General features: G+C 60.2%; 20 protein-coding genes and 1 pseudogene. 16 read left to right on the top strand and 5 right to left on the bottom strand.

Going from position 1 to position 23078, the window contains the following annotated elements; genetic code table 11:
* Positions 1–7 precede the first annotated feature (7 nt).
* From PHW99_RS08195 to PHW99_RS08180, 4 genes are all read left to right on the top strand, one after another.
* On the top strand, positions 8–1306 hold the full coding sequence (locus PHW99_RS08195; RefSeq protein ID WP_300175565.1) for a TRAP transporter large permease: 1299 nt from the start codon (positions 8–10) through the stop codon (positions 1304–1306).
* A gap of 12 nt (positions 1307–1318) precedes the next feature.
* On the top strand, positions 1319–2488 hold the full coding sequence (locus PHW99_RS08190; protein WP_300175563.1) for a fumarylacetoacetate hydrolase family protein: 1170 nt from the start codon (positions 1319–1321) through the stop codon (positions 2486–2488).
* Positions 2489–4015 carry a UxaA family hydrolase gene (locus PHW99_RS08185; RefSeq protein WP_300175561.1) on the top strand — a complete coding sequence of 509 codons (1527 nt, stop codon included), beginning with the start codon at positions 2489–2491 and terminating at the stop codon, positions 4013–4015. It abuts the gene before it with no gap.
* Positions 4016–4081: 66 nt separating this feature from the next.
* A complete protein-coding gene (locus PHW99_RS08180) occupies positions 4082–5089 on the top strand; it encodes a TIGR01212 family radical SAM protein (RefSeq protein WP_300175559.1) in 1008 nt (335 codons plus the stop codon).
* A gap of 108 nt (positions 5090–5197) precedes the next feature.
* Here PHW99_RS08180 and PHW99_RS08175 read toward each other — a convergent pair.
* Positions 5198–5863: pseudogene (locus PHW99_RS08175) on the bottom strand (DUF4386 domain-containing protein).
* A gap of 172 nt (positions 5864–6035) precedes the next feature.
* Between PHW99_RS08175 and PHW99_RS18830 the strand changes: the two are divergent.
* Entirely contained in the window at positions 6036–6185 is a 150-nt protein-coding gene (locus tag PHW99_RS18830; protein WP_366913207.1) for an AlpA family phage regulatory protein, read from the top strand.
* Between the two features lie 115 nt (positions 6186–6300).
* Here the strand turns inward: PHW99_RS18830 and PHW99_RS08170 are convergent, their stop codons facing one another.
* The 3 genes from PHW99_RS08170 to PHW99_RS08160 all read right to left on the bottom strand — a co-directional run bounded on the left by PHW99_RS08170 (position 6301) and on the right by PHW99_RS08160 (position 9843).
* On the bottom strand, positions 6301–7464 hold the full coding sequence (locus tag PHW99_RS08170; RefSeq protein ID WP_300175557.1) for an acyltransferase: 1164 nt from the start codon (positions 7462–7464) through the stop codon (positions 6301–6303).
* Between the two features lie 345 nt (positions 7465–7809).
* Positions 7810–8415, bottom strand: coding sequence for a TIGR02281 family clan AA aspartic protease (locus tag PHW99_RS08165; protein ID WP_300175555.1), 606 nt, complete (start codon positions 8413–8415; stop codon positions 7810–7812).
* Positions 8416–8451: 36 nt separating this feature from the next.
* Complete coding sequence (locus PHW99_RS08160) at positions 8452–9843, bottom strand: PLP-dependent aminotransferase family protein (RefSeq protein WP_300175553.1); 1392 nt, start codon at positions 9841–9843, stop codon at positions 8452–8454.
* A 145-nt stretch (positions 9844–9988) separates the two neighbouring features.
* On the opposite strand from PHW99_RS08160, the gene gabT reads away from it, so the two are divergent.
* The 7 genes from gabT to PHW99_RS08125 all read left to right on the top strand — a co-directional run bounded on the left by gabT (position 9989) and on the right by PHW99_RS08125 (position 18114).
* Positions 9989–11281 (top strand): 4-aminobutyrate--2-oxoglutarate transaminase, encoded by a 1293-nt coding sequence (gene gabT / locus PHW99_RS08155; RefSeq protein ID WP_300175551.1) that lies wholly within the window; start codon positions 9989–9991, stop codon positions 11279–11281.
* An 80-nt stretch (positions 11282–11361) separates the two neighbouring features.
* On the top strand, positions 11362–12456 hold the full coding sequence (locus PHW99_RS08150) for an ABC transporter ATP-binding protein (RefSeq protein WP_300175549.1): 1095 nt from the start codon (positions 11362–11364) through the stop codon (positions 12454–12456).
* 45 nt (positions 12457–12501) lie between these two features.
* Positions 12502–13530 (top strand): ABC transporter substrate-binding protein, encoded by a 1029-nt coding sequence (locus tag PHW99_RS08145; protein WP_300175547.1) that lies wholly within the window; start codon positions 12502–12504, stop codon positions 13528–13530.
* Between the two features lie 21 nt (positions 13531–13551).
* Entirely contained in the window at positions 13552–14793 is a 1242-nt protein-coding gene (locus tag PHW99_RS08140) for an ABC transporter permease (RefSeq protein ID WP_300175545.1), read from the top strand.
* 5 nt (positions 14794–14798) lie between these two features.
* Positions 14799–15623, top strand: coding sequence for an ABC transporter permease (locus PHW99_RS08135; RefSeq protein ID WP_300175543.1), 825 nt, complete (start codon positions 14799–14801; stop codon positions 15621–15623).
* Positions 15620–16561 (top strand): agmatinase, encoded by a 942-nt coding sequence (speB, locus tag PHW99_RS08130; protein ID WP_300175541.1) that lies wholly within the window; start codon positions 15620–15622, stop codon positions 16559–16561. The genes PHW99_RS08135 and speB overlap by 4 nt, the downstream gene beginning before the upstream one ends.
* An 80-nt stretch (positions 16562–16641) precedes the next feature.
* A complete protein-coding gene (locus tag PHW99_RS08125; protein ID WP_300175539.1) occupies positions 16642–18114 on the top strand; it encodes an NAD-dependent succinate-semialdehyde dehydrogenase in 1473 nt (490 codons plus the stop codon).
* A gap of 23 nt (positions 18115–18137) precedes the next feature.
* Here PHW99_RS08125 and PHW99_RS08120 read toward each other — a convergent pair whose 3' ends face one another.
* On the bottom strand, positions 18138–19067 hold the full coding sequence (locus tag PHW99_RS08120; protein WP_300175537.1) for a LysR family transcriptional regulator: 930 nt from the start codon (positions 19065–19067) through the stop codon (positions 18138–18140).
* 232 nt (positions 19068–19299) lie between these two features.
* Here PHW99_RS08120 and PHW99_RS08115 point away from each other — a divergent pair, with 232 nt between their 5' ends.
* The 4 genes from PHW99_RS08115 to PHW99_RS08100 all read left to right on the top strand — a co-directional run.
* The gene (locus PHW99_RS08115) at positions 19300–20451 is read left to right on the top strand and encodes an ABC transporter substrate-binding protein (RefSeq protein WP_300175535.1); all 1152 of its coding nucleotides are present in this window, start codon (positions 19300–19302) and stop codon (positions 20449–20451) included.
* 20 nt (positions 20452–20471) lie between these two features.
* Complete coding sequence (locus PHW99_RS08110) at positions 20472–21497, top strand: ABC transporter ATP-binding protein (protein ID WP_300175533.1); 1026 nt, start codon at positions 20472–20474, stop codon at positions 21495–21497.
* A gap of 10 nt (positions 21498–21507) precedes the next feature.
* Complete coding sequence (locus PHW99_RS08105) at positions 21508–22410, top strand: ABC transporter permease (RefSeq protein WP_300175531.1); 903 nt, start codon at positions 21508–21510, stop codon at positions 22408–22410.
* On the top strand, positions 22400–23078 hold a 679-nt coding region (locus PHW99_RS08100), incomplete at its 3' end, for an ABC transporter permease (protein ID WP_300175529.1). The genes PHW99_RS08105 and PHW99_RS08100, both read left to right, overlap by 11 nt.

Here is a 23078-nt window from a genome sequence, read left to right as displayed (position 1 = left end):
AACTGACATGATCTCTGGCCTCACCGCACTCATTCTGATTCTGGTGGCGGGCATGCTGCTGCGCATGCCCATCGGCTTCTCCATGCTGGCCTCCGGCTTTGGCTACCTGCTGGTCAAGCGGCAAGACCTCGGGCTGGTGGCCGAGCAGGTCGGTAACGGCCTGTACAACAGCTATGTGCTGCTGGCCGTGCCGCTGTTTGTGTTTGCCGCCAACATCATGAACGCCGGCACCGTGAGTGAACGCATCTTTGACTTCTGCCGCATCCTAGTTGGCCGCATGCGCGGCGGGCTGGCGCAGGTGGACATCCTGGTCAGTGTGATCTTCTCGGGCATGAGCGGCAGCGCCATTGCCGACGCGGCCGGCCCGGGTCTGGTGACGATTCGCCAGATGCTGAAGAAACCCGAATACACCCGTGGCTTTGCCGGTGCCGTGGTGGTGGCCAGTGCCACACTGGGGCCGATCATTCCGCCATCCATTCCAATGGTGATTTATGCGTTGGTGTCTGGCGCCTCGGTGGGCGCGCTGTTTCTGGGTGGGGTGGTGCCAGGCTTTCTGATGGCCGGCCTGATGATGACCGTGGTGCATGTGATTGCCGTCAAACGCAACATGCCACGAGACGAGCCGGTGCCACGCGGCGAATGGGCCGGCCTGATCTTTCGCGGGGCGCTGCCGCTGTCCATGCCGATTGTGCTGCTGGGCGGCATTTACTCCGGTGTATTCACACCCACCGAAGCGGCGGCGGTGGCCGCCCTGCATTCACTGATTCTGGCCGCTTTGGTCTTCCGGGCGCTGACCTGGCGCAGCTTCTGGGGCGTGGTGTTGGAGTCGGCCCGAGGCAGCGCGGTGATCACCATGATTCTGGCGGGCTCCTTCATGCTGAACTACGCCTTCACCGCCGAAGGCGTGCCGCAGGCCATGGCGCAGTGGGTGGACAGCATGCACCTTGGTCAGGTGCCGTTCCTGCTGCTGGTCAATGTGATGTTTCTGGTGCTGGGCTGCTTCCTGGATGTGTCGGTGCTGCTGCTGGTGTTTGTGCCCATGCTGCTGCCTGCGGCCAAACTGCTGGGCATTGACCTGGTGCACTTTGGCGTGCTGGTGGTGCTGAACATGATGATCGGGCTGATCCACCCGCCGTTTGGCATGTTGCTGTTTGTCACCAAGGCGCTCACCGGCATCCCGATTGGCGAAATGATGAAGGAGGGCTGGCCCTTCCTGGTGATGCTGCTCTTACTTTTGCTGGCCATGACTTTTTTCCCGCAGATCGTGCTGTGGTTGCCGCAGACCATGGGTTACAAAACACTCTAGAAGGACTTGCCTGTGCAACTTGACGCTTTAACCAGTCTGCCCGCTGACGGTACCGCCGGCACACTCGCTGGCCGCATCTGGCGGCCTGACGTCAACGGCCCCTCGGTGGTGGCCTTGCGCGGTGACGATGTTTTTGATGTCACGGCCACCTTTGCCACCCTGCGTGACCTGTGTGAGGAAGCCGACCCGGCAGCGGCCCTGCAGCAGGCTGCGGGTGAACGCCTGGGCTCGATTGCGGCGCTGTTGGCCAACACCCCACCCGACAGCCGCGACCCGCAAAAGCCCTGGCTGCTGGCCCCGGCCGACCTGCAGGTGATCAAGGCAGCGGGGGTGACCTTCGCCATTTCGATGCTGGAGCGAGTGATTGAAGAAAAAGCCCGCGGCAACCCGGCTGCGGCCGCAGCCATCCGTGCCGACATCGTCAGCCTGATCGGTGAAGACCTGTCCAAACTCAAACCCGGCTCACCCCAGGCCATGGCGCTCAAGCAGGTGCTGATCAAGCAAGGCGTGTGGAGCCAGTATCTGGAAGTGGGCATTGGCCCGGATGCCGAGATCTTCACCAAGGCGCCGCCGATGGCCGCGGTCGGCACCGGAGCCGATGCCGGACTGCATCCAGCCTCCAGCTGGAACAACCCGGAGCCCGAAGTGGTGCTGGCCGTCAACTCCAGGGGCGTGATTGTTGGCGCCACACTGGGCAATGACGTCAACCTGCGTGACATCGAAGGCCGCTCGGCCCTGCTGCTGGGCAAGGCCAAGGACAACAATGCCTCCACCGCCATCGGACCCTGGCTGCGCTTTTTTGACGCCAGCTTTTCACTCGATGACTTGCGCCAAGCCACACTGACGCTGAAGGTCGCGGGTGACGATGGTTTCATCCTGCATGGTCTCTCCAGCATGGCGCAGATCAGCCGTGACCCGCTTGATCTGGTGGCCCAGATGATGGGACCGAATCACCAGTACCCGGATGGCGCCATGCTGTTTCTGGGCACCCTGTTTGCCCCCAAACAGGACCGCGACACCCCGGGTGGCGGTTTTACCCACAAGGTCGGGGACATCGTCAGCATTTCGGCTCCCGAACTGGGCACGCTGGTCAACCGGATGAAACGCAGCAACGACTGCCCGCCCTGGACGTTTGGCAGCTCTCACCTGCTGCGTAACCTGGCGCAACGCGGCCTGCTCTGAATGAACCCGCTGATTCGCCTGCACCCCGAGGATGATGTGCTGATCGCCCGCCAGCAACTGCTGGGCGGCACATTGGCGCAAGGTATCACGGTCAAAGGGCTGGTTCCTGCCGGGCACAAGGTGGCGGCCCATGACATCGCCACCGCCCAACCGGTGCGTCGCTACAACCAGGTGATTGGCTTCGCCTCCCAGCCGATCGCCGCGGGCGAACACGTGCACACCCACAACTTGAATCTGGGTCCCGAAGGCGGCGCTTTTGGCCGCGACCCGGCCTTTGGTGCCGACCTCAAGCCTGAACCCGTGCCACGGCAAGCCAGCTTCATGGGCATCCGGCGTGCCAATGGCAGCGTGGCAACCCGCAACTACATTGGCATTTTGTCGAGCGTGAATTGCTCCGCGACCGTGGCCCGCGCCATTGCCGACCATTTTTCACGCCAGACCAACCCACAGGCGCTGGCGCCCTACCCCCAGGTTGACGGTGTGGTGGCCCTGACCCACGGCAGCGGCTGCGCCATGGACACCCAGGGTGAGGGCATGCAGGTGCTGCAGCGCACCCTGGCCGGATATGCCTCACATGCCAATTTCTGCGCCGTGCTCATGGTGGGCCTGGGCTGTGAGGCCAACCAGGTGAGTGACTGGCTGTCGAGCAGCCACCTGGAGGAAAACGAGCGCCTGCACACTTTCAACATTCAGGACGTGGGCGGCACCCGCCAGGCGGTACAACGCGGCATTGCCCTCGTCAACCTGCTGCTGCCCAAAGCCAACGACATCCAACGTGAGCCCTGCAGTGTGGCTCACCTGAAAATCGGCCTGCAATGCGGCGGCTCGGACGGTTACTCCGGCATCAGCGCCAACCCGGCGCTTGGCGCCGCCATCGATGTGCTGGTGGCTCATGGTGGCACCGCCATCCTCAGCGAAACGCCGGAAATTTATGGTGCAGAACACCTGCTGACCCGCCGTGCCGTTTCCCCGGAAGTGGGGGCGAAGCTGTTGGAGCGGATCCGCTGGTGGGAGCACTACACCCGGATCCATGGTGGCGAGATGAATAACAACCCGTCACCGGGCAACAAGGCCGGCGGCCTGACCACCATCCTGGAAAAATCGCTGGGGGCCGTCGCCAAAGGCGGCACCACCAACCTGAAAGCAGTCTACCGGTATGCCGAACCGGTCACGGCCAGCGGCCTGGTTTACATGGACACGCCGGGGTACGACCCGGTCAGCGCCACCGGGCAGGTGGCGGGCGGTGCCAACCTGATCTGCTTCACCACCGGTCGCGGCTCGGCTTATGGCTGCGCCCCCACACCGTCACTCAAGCTGGCCACCAACACGGCCTTGTGGCAGCGGCAGCAAGACGACATGGATCTCAATTGCGGCGACATCATCGACGGCCACAGCAGCGTGACTGAGATGGGCCAGCGCATTTTTGAGCTGATGCTAGCTACCGCGTCCGGGACCCTGAGCAAAAGCGAACGCCATGGTTATGGCCAGAACGAGTTTGTGCCCTGGCAGCTCGGTGCCGTGATGTAAACACCCGCCCCGGGCGGAGGTGACAATCCGGGTCTGGCGCATTGCCAGTAAAAATCAGAGTCTCCGATGTCCTGCCCCACCCTGCCACCCCAATTCGGCACGCGCCGTTTCCTGTCATGGAACGACCAGCAGCGCCGTCAGCACGGCGGCCGCGTGCAGAAGGTGTCGGTCGATGCCGGCTTTACCTGCCCCAACCGTGACGGCAGCAAAGGCATTGGCGGCTGCACCTTCTGCAACAACGACGGCTTCACGCCGTCTTACCTGCGTGACCAGGCGGACATCACCCGCCAGATCGACACTGGGCTGGAGTTTTTCACCCGCCGCTACCCCAACACCCGCCACTTTGTCGCCTACTTTCAGGCCTACAGCAACACTTACGCACCAGTCGATCAATTGCGCAAGGTCTACGAGGCCGCACTGGCGCACCCCAAAATCGACGGCCTGGTGATCGGCACCCGGCCCGATTGTGTGCCCGACGATGTGCTCGACTACTTGGCCGAACTGTCACGCCACAAGATCGTGGAGCTGGAACTGGGCCTGGAATCCTGCGATGACGCCACTTTGGCACGGGTCAACCGGGGCCACACCTTTGCCGACGCACAAGACGCCATCCGCCGCGCCGCCGCACGTGGCCTGCAGGTGGCGGCCCACCTCATGTTTGACCTGCCCGGCGAGAGCCGCGACAGCATGCTGGCAGGCGCAGACAAGCTGTCAGCCCTGCCACTGCAATCACTCAAACTGCACCAGTTGCAGATCATCAAACACACCGTGCTGGCCAACCAGTGGCGGCGCGACCCGGCCAGCCTGCCCATCATGAGCCCACAGGACTACTTTGCGCTGGTGGTGGATTTTCTGGAACGGCTGTCACCCCACATGGCCATCCAGCGCATCGGCAGCGAAGTGCCGCCTGCGCTCAAACTCGCCCCCGACTGGAACATGCGCCTGCACGAACTGCTGCCGCAAGTGGAAGCCCTGCTGCTGGAGCGCGACACTTGGCAGGGACGACTATATCGAGGCGATGAAAGCCGTGTCCTTTCCCCCCATTCCGAGCTGACTCCAGCTGCTGTGACGTGATTTGCTATTACTTATATAGCTAAATAGATATATTTTGTGCGGGCTAGAGGCCAATTTCATGTATGAAAAGCACTGAAAATGGGCCGGCTCGATTTAATAAATATGCGCCTACATATCCTGTGTCAGTGGCGATGGCTTGAAGCCCCAGAACGTAAGGTAGACACCGAGGCAGAGCTCCCAAGCGGCGATAGGCAGTGCCATAAGCCCGGCAGCCGGACTCCTTGCGCCAATCAGGCCAAACAAAATCGCCAGCCATGAGGCAAACAAGAGCAGCGCCCCCACAAAGGCCAGAATGGGCAACCAGCGCGGCACAAGTCTGGATGGGTAAAGCAATCAGCCGAGCAGCACGCCGTTGATCGCCGGGATCAGGCTTTACGCGAAGAAGAAAGCCCACTGGTACTGAGCCGCGAGTCCTTGCGCCGTCACGACACCAGCCGCTCCGATGCCAGCTTGGCGCAGACTCACGATAGACATCAAGCTCACGATGCCGACATAGATCGTGGCCGCCTCCAGCACGCGAGAACCGATCAGACCGATTGCCCTGGCCTCGCCCTGGCGGCGAATGACCGGATAGAGCGCGGCGGCCGTGATGATGCTGGCCAAAGCAACGATCATTTCGAGCAACGCACCTGCGATCACAGAACCATTGGAACCTTGGCCCATCATGAACGTGTCGCTGCGGACAGCACTGTAGAGCGACAGTGTGGGAATCGAGACGAACGTCAGCAAGTACGCGATACCCGCAGTGAAAGAGAGCTTTCGGGATGTTCTCACGTACACCGCCCCTTTATTGATATGGGCAACCAGCGCTCATCCGTCGCGCAGCCATGCCTTTTGAAACCGTAGCCATTTTTTGTGGCAGACAAACCATATTTCTCCCCTTGAACCTCTCCCTGCCGACAGCATCACATCATAGCGGCGCAGTGAAAGGTGAACTTGAATTTAAATCGAGCCTAGCCCCTTTTACTGTATTTACAGACTCGGCAAACTTGAGTTGTTTCCACCGTTATTTAAAATTGGCATTACTGCTGTTGGATGGGATGAGGCCGAAATTGAACTCTGGATTTTTGAGCTAAAAATGGAAACCATTCATTAAAACACAGATAATAGATATTCTAATATTCAAGAATAGTCTTTTATTTCAACAAGAAAACTTACTAAGTTTTGACTGTAAGATCACGAATTTAGGAATTCCGTAACGACTCAATGATCTATGGTGAGTGGTTGAAACAGTCGGCAATATGGCGACCACGATTGCGCCACGGTACCTCGACAAACCGATAACTTACCTCCACCAGTACAAACATCGATAAAGCTCCAACGAAGAGCGTGAAGAGTATCTTAGTAGTGATGTTGGGCGTATCTGACGCCATCAATGCATCGCTGATTTTTCGACCTATTATGAATATAACGATCTGACCAAGGTAGATGGCAAATGAACGCTCACCAATTTTCACCAACCATCGCCGCATTTTGCTTGGACCAAGAACGTAGCCTTTATCGTACGACGCGAGCCAAACGATCAAGAGACAAAAGCTTGAAAGTAAGCCCATATACTGAGGAATAGGCTTCGTGGTCGGTACGATCGCGATTCCAGCCAATAACAAAAGCGGTACGATGCGCCCAAAACGGGCTTTCAGTGCAGTCGGTTCGAGAAAAAGGTAGGCGGGTCGAAGAGAAATCATAGCCAACAGGACGCCAAATGCGATTGCGTCAGTACGCACAAACCCAGTAAGTCCACTCCAGTGATGACGTTCTGTGACCACCTGCAACAATGCAAGTATTAGCACGAAGTAACTTAGGTGCTTCCTGAAAAGGAAGATCGCCAAAGGAATGAGCAGATAAAACTGCTCCTCCAGTGACAAACTCCAATACTGTTGAAAGGCTACACAATGCGTCGTGGGTTCAACGGTGCAGTGGTAGAAATGGAAGTTCGCATACTGAAAAATAGCTGAGAACGTGTCGTACCATAAGGGAGCATTGCCTTTTAATGCATTCGGCCCAAGAATTGCCAAGGTCGCAACGACCCACAGTAAAGCAGACGGAATAATGCGATACCAGCGCTTGATCCAGAATGAAATTATCTCCCTAAAAAAGACCGTACCAGTTTTGTCGATCAACTTCGGGATAAGGCTACGTGCGATAACATAGCCCGAGATACAAAAAAATAGGTCGACACCAGAGTACAAGCCTTCCACATATGGATACAGCGCAGGATAGCCAACTATTAGTCCTTCATAGTGATGAAGTAGAACAAAAATCACCGCTATTGCACGGAGTATTTCAATCTCTTCATTGCGCCCCAGATGCTCAGTTTTGGGTGTTTGTAACCGTTTTTGCATTATCCTGTTTGCACTGTAGTAGATTGCAGTCAAAAATCGTTAGAAAGGTAGGCGTTTCATTTTCACAGTACCGATTGATTTGCAAGTGAAACCAGTTTGGAAGTTTATAGGTCTTGACCCCGTAACCCAGTACCGCCGGTATGTTTAATTTACCGCTCGTTTCTCTCTGAACAACTTGGCAGGCACATAGCCCAACGTTCTGTGCAGGTAGTAAGAATTGTAGTCATCGAACCATTTGGGCAGTTGCGCCATCACCGTTTGTGAGTCGAGTCGATCGGCCAGTTTGGCGTAGTCCCGTTTCTGAATCGCCCCGGGTTTCGTGGAGGTTGGTTAAAGAAAAAGTAAAGAGAAAAAAGGGCAGGCTCGATTTAGCGCGATTTAACGTTGCCGTATCACCATCTGGTCTTTGTCCATGATGATGTCAAACTTCGACAGAAAAGACTGGCCTAACAGTGCCTCACCGGCTTCGTGGCCCCGCAAACCTACGCCGACACGTACATTCGCAACACTGATGGGGCCAATGGATACAGCGGCACCGTCCACAATACGGCCTGGTGCATCACCGTTAGCCGTTTTGAACACGGTGGTCACGCCACCCCGAATCCATGCCCTATTGGCAAAATCTTCACTCACCGTGACCAGGGACGCCCCTGTGTCCACCATGAATTTTGCTTCCACACCATTGACTTTGCCCAATGTGTAGAAGTGCCCGTCCTGGGACCGCTTGAGTACCAAGTCGCCATTGGCCATCACTTTGGCTGGCCGGGGCTTGAGGTAGTGCGTCATCAGCACGTACAACAGGCCCATCACGGCACACCAAAAAATCATCATCGGAACAAGGCCGAGTTGCCGTGGCGTTCGATCTTTGGCGCTCAAATGTTGGCGTGTATAGGAGGAAAACTTGCTGCGCGTCTCGTCCATTTGACGCTGTTTTTCCTTCTCGCGCTGAGCATCACGATACCAGTCCCTGTCTTGGATACCCACGTGATTCCTTCTTTGTTCGGCGGCAAAAACACGCCCTTAGCCGCGGGTGCACCCCGCCAAAAAGTCAAACACCGCCGGTTCGTCACAAAAAATCACGTTGAAACGCAGCCAGGGGCTGGGCTGCAGGTCGGAGCTGAACAGATGCCCCGGCCCCAGCAGGATGTCATGCTCCGCCGCCCGGTAGGCCAGTTCACCCGAGTCTTGTAACGCCGGATGCCGGGCCCACAGGAAGATGCCGGCTTTGGGCTCGCAAAAAATCTCAAAACCGAGCTTGAGCAACTTGGAGGCCGTCGCCACATGGGCTTTGGCCAGCCGCTCGCGCAGACCCTTGACGTGTTTGCGCCAGCGGCCATCAATCAGCGCGCCGTGCGCCAGGCGTTCGGTGAATTCGGATGAGGTCAGCCCTGAAATCATCTTGAGCTGGGCCAGGTCTTCCAGCAAATCCGGGTTGGCCGCGACATAACCCACACGGATGTTGGATGAGATGGTTTTGGAAAAGCTGCCGATATAGACCACCCGGTTCAACTGGTCCAGGCTGGCCAGGGACGGCCGGGGTTCGGGGTCAAGATCGGCGTAGATGTCGTTTTCCACCACCAGAAAGTCGTGTTTGTCCGCCAGTTGCATCACCCGGTGCAAATGCGCCAGCTGGGCAATGGAGCCGGTCGGGCTTTGCAGGCGCGGCTGGGTAAAAAACACCTTGGGCTGATGCGTCACCACCAGCCGCTCCAGCTCAGCCAGGTCATAACCGGCCGCGGTGCGCGGCACACCAATCAGCCTGGCGCCCAGAAAACGCAGGGAAAACAGCAAGTTCGGGTAGCCGGGGTCGTCCACCAGCACGGCGTCGCCGGTGCGCACCAGACGGCGCGCCACCAGGTCCATCGCCTGGCTGGAGCCCTGAGTCAACAGCACCTGCTCGGTGGTGACGGCGATTTCCTGCTCGGCCAGCAGGTCGCGCACCAACTGGCGCAAGGGCAGATAACCCTTGGGCTCGCCGTATCCGCCCAGATCAAAGTCATCTGCCGCCAGACTGCGCAGGCTGCGACGCACACCATCCTGAAACAGCCAGTCGCCCGGCAGCCAGCCGCACCCCGGCTTCATCAACAGTGCCCGGTTTTCAAAGATCCGCCGTGAATACCACATCGAATCAAAACTGAAATTGGCCCCCTGGGCGGGCAACTCGGTCGCCGACTTGGCCCGCTGTTTGACAAAAAAGCCTGAGTTGGCGCGCGAGGCAAAGTAACCCTGCGCCACCAGGCGGTCATACGCGTCCACCACCGTGAACACGCTGACGTTGTGCGCATGGGCAAACTGGCGAATCGACGGCGCCTTGGAGCCTGGCCGCAAAGAGCCATCTTCAATGGCGGCACGAAAACCCGCCACGATTTGCAGCACCAGCGGGGTGGAACTCTGCGGATCTAAAGTGAACATGCTTGCGGTATTAGGGTTTGTCTGTACTGGGCACAGGCACTGCACAGTACATCCTCAAAAAAGACCTAACTGTATATGGTCGGGGCGGGCCGTCAATCTTAAAGTCTGGGCACTTTATCAACCGCACCAACCCTTCAGGAGAACTATGCTGACCAAAACCCAAGCAACCAACGCGGCGCTGATGGCCCGCCGCCAGGCCGCCATTCCCCGTGGCGTGGGCCAAAGCCACGAGGTTTTTATTGCCCACGGCAAAAACGCCGAAGTGTGGGACGTGGAGGGCAAACGCTACATTGATTTTGCCGGCGGCATTGCCGTGCTCAACACCGGCCACTGCCATCCCGAGATCGTGGATGCCGTGAAAAAACAGCTGGACCTGTACACCCACACCTGCTTCCAGGTGCTGGCCTATGAACCTTATGTGGAACTGGCCGAGCGCATCAACGCGCTGGCCCCGGGCAACTTTGCCAAGAAAACCCTGTTTTTGACCACCGGCGCCGAAGCGGTGGAAAACGCCATCAAGATCGCCCGCTCCCACACCAAGCGCAGCGCCGTGATTGCCTTCACCAGCGGCTACCACGGCCGCACGCTGCTCACGCTGGGCCTGACCGGCAAGGTCGCGCCGTACAAAACCGGCTTTGGTCCGTTCCCCGGTGAAATTTTCCACGCCCAGTTCCCCAATGCCGCCCACGGCGTGAGTGTGGACGACTCCATTGCGTCGATTGAATCGATCCTGAAAAACGACGTGGAAGCCAGCCGCGTGGCAGCCATCATCGTGGAGCCGGTGCAGGGTGAAGGTGGCTTCAATGTGGCGCCCGCCGACTTCCTGCAGCGTGTGCGCGCCCTGTGTGACCAGCACGGTATCTTGATGATTGCCGACGAGATCCAGACCGGCGCAGGCCGCACCGGCACCTGGTTTGCCATCGAGCAAAGCGGTGTCGCCCCGGACATGATCACCATGGCCAAATCCATGGCAGGCGGCTACCCGATCTCGGGCGTGGTCGGCCGCGCCGAAGTCATGGACGCCCCCGCCGCTGGTGGCCTGGGAGGCACCTATGCGGGCAGCCCGATCGCCTGTGCTGCGGCCCTGGCGGTGCTGGACGTGTTTGAAAAAGAACATCTGCTGGAACGCAGCCGCGCGCTGGGCGCCCACATGATGAACCGCCTGAAAACCATCGCGGCCAAGGACAAACGCATTTGTGACGTGCGCGGCCTGGGTGCCATGGTGGCGATTGAGTTGTGCAAGAACGGCGACCCGCACCAGCCCAGTGCCGAGCTGGCCAAGGCCCTGGCCGGTGAGGCAACGAAACGCGGCCTGATCCTGCTGACGTGCGGCACCTACGGCAACGTGGTGCGTATTCTGGTGCCGCTGACCGCCAGCGATGCCATCGTGAACGAAGGGCTGGACATCCTCGAAGCCAGCCTGGCGGCGATCGCTTGACTGGCACAATAATTGCATATCAAAATAGCCTCCAGCCCGCATTCTGCGGGCTTTGGATGCTCCTTAAAGAATAGCAAATAATGGCATCGTCTGATCCCCTGGTTCGCTTCACCAGCGTCCAAAAAACTTACGACGGCAGCACCCTGGTGGTGCGCGACCTGAATCTGGACATCCAGAGTGGTGAATTTTTGTCACTGCTGGGGCCGTCGGGCTCCGGCAAGACCACCACGCTGATGATGCTGGCCGGCTTTGAGTCACCCACCTCGGGTGAAATTTTTCTGGCGGGCAAACCCATCACCAAAACGCCGCCGCACAAGCGCAACTTTGGCATGGTGTTCCAGAACTACGCCTTGTTTCCGCACATGACGATTGCCGACAACGTGGCCTACCCGCTCACGGTACGCAAATTGGGCAAGTCGGAGCGTGAAGCCAAGGTCAAACGCGCGCTGGACATGGTGCAGATGGGCGACAAAGGGGCGCGTTACCCCGGCCAGCTCTCGGGCGGGCAACAACAGCGTATTGCCCTGGCACGCGCCCTGGTGTTTGACCCGCAACTGGTGCTGATGGACGAGCCGCTGGGTGCGCTGGACAAGCAGTTGCGCGAGCACATGCAGATTGAGCTCAAAGAGCTGCACCACAAACTTGGCCTGACCTTTGTCTACGTCACCCACGACCAGTCCGAAGCGCTGACCATGTCCGACCGGGTGGCGGTGTTCAACGACGGCTTGATCCAGCAGATTGACCCGGTCAGCACGCTGTATGAAACCCCGGTGAACCGTTTTGTGGCCAGCTTTGTCGGCGACAACACCGTGCTGGACGCCCATATCGTCACCAGCGAACGTGGTGCGGGCGGCATCTGCCAGGTACAGCTGCCGAGCGGGGCCACCTTGCAGGGCCAGGACATCAACGGCGCGCCGCTGAATTACCCGGTGCAGGCCTGCATCCGCCCTGAACGTGCGCTGATTTGCCCAGGCAACCAGCCAGCGCCCACCAACAGCCTGCGCGCCCGGGTCAACGACGTGATTTACTACGGCGACCACCTGCGCATGCGCTGCCAGGTGGAGGGCCAAGCCCCGGCCACCGTCAAGATTGCGCTCTCCAGCCCCAACATCCCGCAGGCCGGTGATGTCATCTGGCTGGTGCTGCCCCCCGAGCATTTGCGGGTCTATGCCTGACCCACTTGCATTTTTTGGTTTTTTTCACCCCCTAGGAGTCCTTTGATGAAACTCACCCCCCTGGTTGCAGCCTGTACTGCACTGTTTGCCCTGTCCAGCCAAGCCGCCGATCTGACCGTGGTCAACTTCGGTGGCGCCAACGGCAACGCCCAAAAAGTGGCCTACGTCGGCCCCTATGAAAAAGCCTCTGGCAACAAGGTTGTCAGCGTCGAATACAACGGCGAACAAGCCAAGATCAAGGCCATGGTCGAAGCCAAGAAAGTGACCTGGGACGTGGTGGAGGTTGAATCTCCCGACGTGACCCGCGGCTGCGACGAAGGCCTGTTCGAGAAGCTGGACTACAGCAAGATTGGCAACAAGGCTGACTTCCAGCCCGCGGCCATCCACGAGTGCGGCATCGGCACCTTCGTCTGGTCCACCGTGATGGCCTACAACGGCGACAAGCTCAAAACCGCTCCCACCACCTGGGCTGACTTCTGGGACGTGAAGAAATTCCCCGGCAAACGCGGCTTGCGCAAAGGGGCCCGCTACAACGTTGAATTTGCCCTGATGGCCGACGGCGTGGCTGCGGCTGACGTGTACAAGGTGCTCAAAACCAAGGAAGGTGCTGACCGCGCGTTCAAGAAGCTGAGCGAACTCAAGGCCAACATCCAGTGGTGGGAAGCCGGTGCCCAGCCGCCCCAGTTCCTGGTGGCCGGTGACGTGGTCATGGCCACCGCCTACAACGGCCGCATTGATGCCGCCCAGCGCGAAGGCAAGAACCTCAAGATCACCTGGACCGGCGGCATTTATGACCTGGACTACTGGGTCATGCCCAAGGGCACGCCCAACAAAGAGGCTGCTCTGAAGTTCATCGCCCTGGCCAGCAGCGCCGATGCGCAAGCCGAATACGCCAAAAACATCGCCTACGGCCCGACCAATACCAAGGCGCTGGCCAAGCTCGATGCCAAGGTGCTGAGCCAGTTGCCGACCGCCCCGGCCAATGCCAAGACCGCATTGCAGTTCAACGTGGGTTTCTGGGCTGACCAGGGTGAGGCGCTGGAGAAGCGTTTCGCCGCCTGGGCAGCGCAATAAGCGGATCAGGGAGGGATGGCCATGGCTCTGACCACAACTGTGATTCCTGGCAACCTGGCGGCACAGTTGCGGCGTTCGCAGCGCCGCAAAAAGGCCTTTGCCATCTCTCTGACCCTGCCGCTGCTGATTTTTCTGCTGGCCACCTTCATCGTGCCAATTGGCGCGCTGCTGGTGCGTGCCATCGAAAACCCCGAGGTGGCGGGCACCCTCAAAAACACGGTCCAGGCCCTGGACCATTGGGACCGCACCTCAACGCCGCCGGATCAGGCCTTTGCTGCGCTGATCTCTGATCTGTCGGCCATTGCCGAACAATCTGACGCGGGCGGCCTGGCGCGCCGCCTCAACAGTGAGGTCAGCGGCGCCCGCTCCCTCATCATGGGCACCTACCGTGCCCTGCCCTTGGACGCTGGGCTGACACCGGCCCAGGTCAAGGCACGCCTGCTGGAACTGGACCCACGCTGGGCCGAGCCGGAATACTGGCAGGCGATTGCCAAAAACGGCTCACGCTGGACCCCGGACTACCTGCTGACTTCGGTGGACTTGAAGCGCGACATTCAAGGCCACATCGTCAAGGTGGACGCTGACGCCGCCGCCTTCAGCAAAATCCTGATGCGCACCTTCAGCATCAGTGCCGTCGTCACCCTCTTTTGCCTGCTGCTGGGCTACCCGCTGGCCTACTGGCTCTCCACACTGACACCACGGCAGGCCAACATCCTGATGATTCTGGTGCTGGTGCCGTTCTGGACCTCGATTCTGGTGCGCTCGGCGGCCTGGATCGTGCTGCTGCAAACCAACGGGCTGGTCAACCGCACCTTGATGGAGCTGGGTTTCATCGGCGAACCCTTGCCGCTGCTGTTCAACCGCCTGGGGGTCATCATTGCCATGGTGCACATCCTGCTGCCGTTCATGATCCTGCCGCTGTACAGCGTCATGAAGTCGGTACCGCCCACCTACCTGCGCGCCGCCGTGTCGCTGGGCAGCTCACCGGTTGCGGCGTTCTTTCGCGTCTATATGCCGCAAACCTACCCCGGCATGGGGGCCGGTGGTCTGCTGGTGTTCATCCTCAGCATTGGCTACTACGTGACGCCAGCCCTGCTGGGTGGCGCGGATGACCAGATGCTGAGTTATTACATCGCCCAATACACCAACGTCAATGTCAACTGGGGCATGGCCTGTGCCCTGGGTGCCGTGTTGTTGTCAGCCACGCTGGTGCTGTACGCCGTGTACCGCCGCGTGGTGAAGTCTGAACTCAGCCTGGGATAACTGCGATGTCACTTCCTGCCCGTCCGATGTTTCCGGCCTACGCCTCCCTGACCGACAAGGTCTTCTGGTACGCCTTGCGCGGCCTCGGGGTGCTGGTGCTGCTGTTTTTGCTGCTGCCGATTCTGGTCATCATGCCGCTGTCGTTCTCCAGCAGCTCGTTCCTGTCCTACCCGATGCCGGGCTGGTCCCTGCAGTGGTATGACAACCTGTTTTCGTCTGCCGAATGGGGCCGCGCCACGCGCAACAGCTTCATCGTCGCCCCCTTGGCCACGGTGCTGGCCACCGTGCTGGGCACCATGGCCGCCGTGGGTCTGGCGCGCATCCAGTTCTGGGGCAAGGGCCTGCTGATGAGCCTGCTGATCGCCCCGATGGTGGTGCCGATTGTGGTGGTCGGGGTCAGCACCTACCTGTTTTTTGCCCGCATCGGTATCAATGACAGCTACCTGGGCCTGGTGCTGGTGCACGCCGCCCTGGGCGCACCGTTTGTGCTGACCACGGTGCTGGCGACGCTACAAAGCTTCAACGAAAACCTGATCCGCGCCTCGTTGAGCCTGGGGGCGGGCCACCTCACCACGTTTTTCCGCGTGACGCTGCCGATCATTGCGCCGGGGGTGATCTCGGGGGCATTGTTTGCCTTTGCCACCTCGTTTGACGAGGTGGTGGTGACGCTGTTCATCGCTGGCCCCAACCAGGTCACCCTGCCGCGTCAGATGTTCACCGGCATCCGCGAAAACATCACCCCCACCATTGCCGCGGTGGCGACCCTGCTGATCATCTTCACCACCACCCTGATGCTCGGACTGGAGTGGCTGCGAGGGAAACGTCGATGAAAAACCACCCCCTGTCCGGCAACGCGATGCCGCGTTTTGGCGGTATCGCCAGCATGATGCGTCTGCCAGTGGTTGACACGGCCCACGGTCTGGATGTGGCCTTTGTCGGCGTGCCGCTGGACATTGGCACCAGCCACCGGCCCGGCACACGGTTTGGCCCGCGCCAGATCCGCGCCGAGTCCAGCCTGATCCGGCCCTACAACATGGCCACCGGGGCGGCGCCATTTGATGCCCTGCAGGTGGCCGACGTGGGTGATGTGCCGATCAACACCTATTCGCTGGAAAAATCAGTCGCCATCATCACCGACTACTACGACGAGCTGCTGGCGCATGACTGCATTCCCTTGACGCTCGGTGGTGACCACACCATTGCTTTGCCCATTTTGCGCGCCATGGCCAGGAAACACGGCCCGGTGGCGCTGGTGCACGTGGATGCGCATGCCGACGTGAACGCCGACATGTTTGGCGAACGCATCGCCCACGGCACGCCGTTTCGCCGCGCGGTGGAAGAAGGCCTGCTGCAATCTGAGCGGGTGTTCCAGATCGGCCTGCGCGGCAGCGGTTACGCGGCGGACGACTTTGACTGGCCGCGCCAGCAGGGGTTTCACCTGACACTGGCGCATGAGGTGTGGTGGCAGTCGCTGTCGCCCCTGATGGCCAATGTGCGCGCCACCATTGGTGATGCGCCTTGTTATTTGAGTTTTGACATCGACGGCATTGACCCGGCCTATGCGGGTGGCACCGGCACACCGGAAATCGGCGGCCTGAGCGTGCCGCAGGCGCTGGAGATTGTGCGCGGTTGCCGCGGGCTGAACATCGTGGGGGCCGATTTGGTGGAAGTCTCGCCGCCTTATGACCCAACCGGCAATACAGCTTTGCTGGGCGCCAACCTGCTGTTTGAAATGCTGTGTATCCTGCCGGGTGTGCCGATTCGATAACTGCTATTGTTTTTATAGCTGTTTGCGCAAGTTTTATCCGGGCTAAAGCCCAATTTTCCTTATAAATTCAGGAGTTTTTTATGTCAACCTCTCCCCTGTCCCTACTCAAAGACCCCAGCCTGCTCAAGACCGATGCCCTGATCAACGGCCAGTGGGTGGCTGGCAGCAGCCGTTTTGCCGTGACCGACCCGGCCACCGGCGCCCACCTGGCGGATGTGGCCAACCTGGGGGCGGCGGATGCCGAAGCTGCGATCAACGCCGCCAACGCCGCCTGGCCGGCCTGGCGCAGCAAGACCGCCAAAGAGCGCAGCATCATCCTGCGCAAGTGGTTTGACCTGATCATGGCCAACCAGGACGACCTGGGCCGCATCATGACCGCCGAGCAAGGCAAGCCCTTGCCTGAAGCCAAAGGTGAAGTCGCTTATGGCGCCAGCTTTGTCGAGTGGTTTGCCGAAGAAGCCAAACGCGTCAATGGCGAGACCCTGCCGCAGTTTGACAACAACCGCCGCCTGATGGTGCTCAAGCAGCCGATTGGCGTGTGTGCCGCCATCACACCGTGGAACTTTCCCATTGCCATGATCACCCGCAAGGTCGCTCCGGCCCTGGCCGCAGGCTGCCCGGTGGTCATCAAACCGGCTGAACTCACGCCGCTGACCGCCCTGGCCGCAGCCGAATTGGCAATTCGCGCGGGCATCCCGGCCGGGGTGCTCAACATGGTCACCGCTGATGCAGACAACTCGATTGCTGTCGGCAAAGCGATTTGCGCCAGCGACATCGTGCGTCACATCAGCTTCACCGGCTCCACCGAAGTGGGCCGCATCCTGATGGCGCAGTCAGCCCCGACGGTCAAGAAAATGTCGCTCGAACTGGGCGGCAACGCGCCCTTCATCGTGTTTGACGATGCCGACATCGACAGCGCCGTCGAAGGCGCGTTTGCCAGCAAATACCGCAACGCCGGCCAAACCTGCGTCTGCTCCAACCGCCTGTACGTGCAAGCCGGGGTGTACGACGAGTTTGTGGCCAAGTTTGCCGCCAAGGTCAAGACCGCCAAGGTCGGCAACGGCTTTGAGGACGGTGTCAACCAGGGCCCGCTGATCGAAGAAGCCGCGCTGCAAAAAGTGCAGCGCCATGTGGACGACGCGGTGGCCAAGGGGGGCCGCGTGCTGGTGGGCGGCAAACGCCTGCCGGGCCAGTTTTTTGAACCCACGGTGGTGGCTGATGCCACTGCCGACATGTTGTGCGCCCGCGAAGAAACCTTTGGCCCGTTCGCCCCGGTGTTCAAGTTCGAGACCGAAGCTGAAGCCATTTTTGCTGCCAACAACACCGAGTTTGGCCTGGCCAGCTACTTCTACAGCCGCGACATCGGCCGCATCTATCGCGTGAGTGAAGCGCTGGAATACGGCATGGTCGGCATCAACGTCGGCATTCTGGCGACCGAACACGTGCCGTTTGGCGGGGTCAAGCAGTCCGGTCTAGGCCGCGAAGGCTCACACTTCGGCATGGATGATTACCTGGAAATCAAGTACCTGTGTGTGGGTGACATCCTGAAATAAACCACGTTGCGGGGCGGCCCGCTTCAGCGCAGATACCCACCGGTGGCGGACACATGGCCGTCCAGCGTGGGCCGTACCGCCGTCAAAAAATTGCTGAGCGACTCCGGCAACACCGCTCCCTTGCGCCAGGCCAGCCCGACGTCCAGCGGCGCCAGCGGCTGCGCCAAAGGCCGCGCCTCAATGCGGTCACCTTCGAGTGACCAGGGGCGATACAGCATGTCGGGCAACACCGAACAGCCCGCGCCTGTGGCCACCAGGCTGCGCACGGCCTCCACCGAAGAGGTACGAATCAACACCTTGGGGTCGGCACCACGCACATGCCACAGCGCCGTGGTGGCATCACCGAGTTCGTCCACTTGCAGCAGGATCAGCGACTGCTCGGCCAGCTCATCGGCCTGGATTTTTTCCTCACTGGCCAGGCGGTGGTTGACCGGGCACCAGACGCGCCAGCCCGACCGCAGAATGGTCTCGGTTTCCAGCGCCCGGTAGTTCTGCAACTGCGACACCACAATCAAGGCCACATCCAGCTCACCGCTGACCAGCAAATGCTCCAGATAGTCGCGCCGGTCTTCGGTGATCTGGACCTGGATCCGTGGAAACACGCGGCGAAACCGTTCCAGCAAAAACGGCAGGTAATACCCCACCATCAAACTGGTCACCCCGATGTTGAGGCTGCCCGTCACCGTGTGGGGCCGCGAGGCCAGGGCATCCCGCGCGTTACGCATGGCCACTTCGATCTGGTGGGCATGGCGCAGAAACTGGTGGCCGGCATGGGTCAGCGCCATGCCGCGGGCCCGGCGCTCGAACAACAGGGTTCCCAGGTCCGCCTCAATCTGGGCAATGGCGGCTGAAACCACCGATTGCGACACCCCCAGCTCCTGGATGGCGGCTGAAATGGAGCCGGATTCGGCGACTGCTATGAAATACCGAATGCTCTTGAAAGATGTGCTCATCTGGCCATTTCTCGATTTCAGGCACCTTTTTGGCTCATTTAAAGGGTAAACCCGTAAATGCACAGTTTTGACGCCTAGGGTAAACCACTAAATCAGCATTTATTGGTGCAAGGTTTCTGTTTTTCCGATGGATTGTATTGGCTGGCCGATATGGTTCAGCCCGGCAACAAAACCTAAGATGCCCTTCAGGCCCGCACCTGCGCGCCCCAACCACCAACGTCAGGAGTTCTTTATGTCTCTACCCCGCGCACTTCTCACCGGTTTACTGGCGACGGCCACCGCTGCAGCCAGTCTCGCCGCTCCACCCAAAACCATTGGCAAGGGTGAAGGACAACTCAACATCATTGCCTGGGCAGGCTATATTGAACGCGGCGAGACTGACAAGGCCTACGACTGGACCACCGGTTTCGAGAAAGCCTCGGGCTGCAAGGTCAACGTCAAGACGGCGGCCACCTCCGACGAAATGGTGTCGCTGATGAAAGCCGGCGGCTACGACCTGGTGACGGCTTCGGGTGATGCCAGCGGGCGTCTGATCACCTCCAAACTGGTGCAGGAAGTCAATGTGGGCCTGGTGCCGAGCTACAAAACCATTGATGCCCGCCTGCAAAACGCGGCCTGGCACACGGTGGACGGCAAACACTATGGTGTGCCCTACCAGTCCGGCCCCAATGTGCTGATGTACAACACCGACGTGTTCAAGAAGGCGCCGGACTCCTGGGCCGTGGTGTTTGAAGAACAGAACCTGCCCGACGGCAAGTCCAACAAGGGCCGGGTACAGGCTTACGACGGTGCCATCTACATGGCCGACGCGGCGCTGTACCTGATGACAAAAAAACCTGAACTGGGTATCAAAGACCCCTACGAACTCAATGAAAAACAGTACGCTGCCGTGCTGGAACTGCTGCGCAGTCAGAAAAAGCTGACCCACCGCTACTGGCACGATGCCACGGTCCAGATGAACGACTTCAAGAGTGAAGGTGTAGTGGCGTCTGGCTCATGGGGTTTCATGGTGAATTCACTCAAGGGCGAAAAAAAGCCCATTGCCTCGGTGGTTCCCAAGGAAGGCGCCACCGGCTGGGCCGACACCACCATGCTGCATGTGAACGCCAAGCATGTGAACTGTGCCTACCAGTGGATGGAGCACCAGCTCAGCGACAAGTTGCAGGCTCCGCTGGCCGAGTGGTTTGGCACGGTGCCGGTGACCCCGGCGGCCTGCAAGGCCAAGGCGCCCGGTGGCAGCGACTTCTGCAAGATCAACGGCTTTGATGATCTGGCCAAAATCAAGTTCTGGAAAACCCCGCAAGCCAAGTGCACCACCCAGGGAACTTGTGTGCCTTATGCCAAGTGGGCGATGGACTACATCGCCATCATGGGCGGGCGTTGAGTGGCCAGACAAGGGTGTGTATGCCAGCTGCGATCGAGTTCAAGGGTGTTTCCCGGCACTATGGTGAAGTCAGGGCGCTGGACGGCGTCAGCTTCACCGTGCAGGAGGGTGAGTTTTTTTCGATGCTGGGGCCTTCGGGGTCCGGAAAAACCACCTCGCTGCGGCTGATGGCCGGCTTTGAGCAGCCCAGCAGCGGCAGCCTGACCCTGCTGGGCCGGGAGGCCGCTGGCACCCCGCCTTACGAACGCGATGTGAACACCGTTTTCCAGGACTACGCCCTGTTCCCGCACATGAATGTGCTGGACAACGTGGCCTATGGACTGATGGTGAAAAAAGTGCCCAAGGCCGCGCGCCACGCCATGGCCCGTGAAGCGCTGGCGATGGTGGCCCTGCCCGACCACGCGCAACGCACACCGGCCCAGCTCTCCGGCGGACAACGCCAGCGCGTGGCTCTGGCGCGGGCGCTGGTCAACCGGCCGCGCATCTTGCTGCTGGACGAACCCCTTGGCGCGCTGGACATGAAGCTGCGCGAGCAGATGCAGATGGAGCTCAAGGTGCTGCACCGCAAGCTGGGCATCACCTTTGTCTACGTGACACACGATCAGGGAGAGGCCCTGTCCATGTCCGACCGCATTGCCGTGTTCAACCACGGGAAAATTGAGCAGATTGCCAGCCCGCGTGAGCTGTACCACCAGCCGCGCACCCGTTTTGTGGCGGACTTTGTGGGCAGCGCCAACGTCATCGACACGACACTGGCGCACACCCTCACCGGTCAGCCCCGGGCCTTTGCCGTGCGCCAGGAAAACATCAGCGTGCTCCCCGCCGGGACCAGCGCCACGGCGGGCCGTCTGCAGGTTGAAGGTGAGGTGCTGGCCATCCAGTTCCTGGGGGCCAACCAGCGTCTGGAAGTCCAGGTGGGTGATCAGGTCATCACCGCCATGCAGACCGAGAGCGCTGCCGCCTCCGACTTGGCGGCCCACACCCAGCCCGGCGGGCGCGTGGCCCTGAGCTGGGCACCGCAACACATGGTGATGCTCGACGCCTGAGGCCACAGCCATGCGTGCCATCTCCAACCTGCTCTACCAGCGGCGCACACTCACGCTGCTGTTGATCCTCACGCCACCGCTGCTGTGGTTCGGTGTGGTCTACCTGGGCTCGCTGCTCACCTTGCTGAGCCAGAGTGTGTTCACATTCGACGACATGAGCATGTCGGTCGTGACCGAGTTCACCAGCGACAACTTTGCCAATCTGCTGGTGCCGGCCAACCTCGACATCGTGCTGCGCACGCTGGCCATGGCCTGCGCGGTCACGCTGAGCACCGCACTGATCGGATTTCCCATGGCCTACTACATGGCGCACCACGCCAGCCCGGCAGAAAAAGGCTTTTTTTATGTCGGGGTGATGCTGCCGATGTGGGCCAGCTACATCGTCAAAGCCTATGCCTGGACCGTGCTGCTGGCCCAGGGCGGCGTGATTTATTGGGTGGTGAACATGCTGGGCCTGCACGGTGCCCTGCAGGCGGTGCTGGCTATTCCGGTGATCGGTGGCGACTCCCTGGCCACTTCCAATCTGGGCCGGTTTCTGGTGTTCACCTACATTTGGCTGCCGTTCATGGTGCTGCCCATCCAGGCGGCCATCGAGCGGGTGCCGCCCAACCTGTTGCTGGCCTCGGGTGACCTGGGCGCCCGGCCCTGGCAGACCTTTCGCACCGTGTTGTGGCCGCTGGCCTTTCCGGGGGTGGTGGCGGGGTCCATCTTCACCTTCTCACTGACCCTGGGTGACTACATCATCCCGCAACTGGTGGGACCCTCAGGGCTGTACATCGGCAGCATGGTCTACACCATGCAAGGCACCATTGGCAACATGCCCATGGCGGCGGCCTTCACCTGTGTGCCGATTGTGCTGATCACCGTTTACCTCACCATCGCACGCAGACTGGGGGCCTTCAATGCACTCTAGACCCACCTGGCTGCGCCTGGCTGCTTATGCGGGCCTGGCTTTCCTGCATCTGCCACTGCTGTTCATTGCGCTGTATGCCTTCAACAACGCCGACAGCAGCTACAGTTTTCCGATCCAGGGGCTCACCCTGCGTTGGTTTGCCCGGGCGCTGGAGCGCACCGACATCCACGCGGCCATTGACCTCTCGTTGTCGGTGGCGGCCATGGCGACCCTCATTGCCATGGTACTGGGCACCCTGACCGCCGCCGCCCTGAACCGCGAGCGTTTTTTTGGCAAGGACGCCTTCACCACCATGCTGATCATGCCGATTGCCCTGCCCGGCATCGTCACCGGCATTGCCTTGTTGTCAACCTTCAAGCTGCTGGACGTCAACTCTGGCTTCTGGACCATTGTGGTCGGACACGCCACGTTTTGTGTGGTGATCGTGCACAACAACGTGGTGGCGCGCCTGCGCCGGTTGCCGGGCCGCTTGTGGGAAGCGTCCATGGACCTGGGCGCCGACACCCTGACCACGCTGCGCTACATCATCCTGCCGCAGCTCGGCACGGCCCTGCTGGCCGGCGGCATTCTGGCTTTTGCCCTGTCGGTGGACGAACTGATCGTCACCACTTTCACCGCCGGAGCCGACAAAACCCTGCCGATCTGGCTGATGGGCCAGCTCGGGCGCC

Origin of the sequence: Rhodoferax sp., from assembly GCF_028689305.1 — a bacterium.
Lineage (GTDB): Bacteria > Pseudomonadota > Gammaproteobacteria > Burkholderiales > Burkholderiaceae_C > Rhodoferax.
This window is presented reverse-complemented; position numbering and strand designations above follow the sequence as displayed.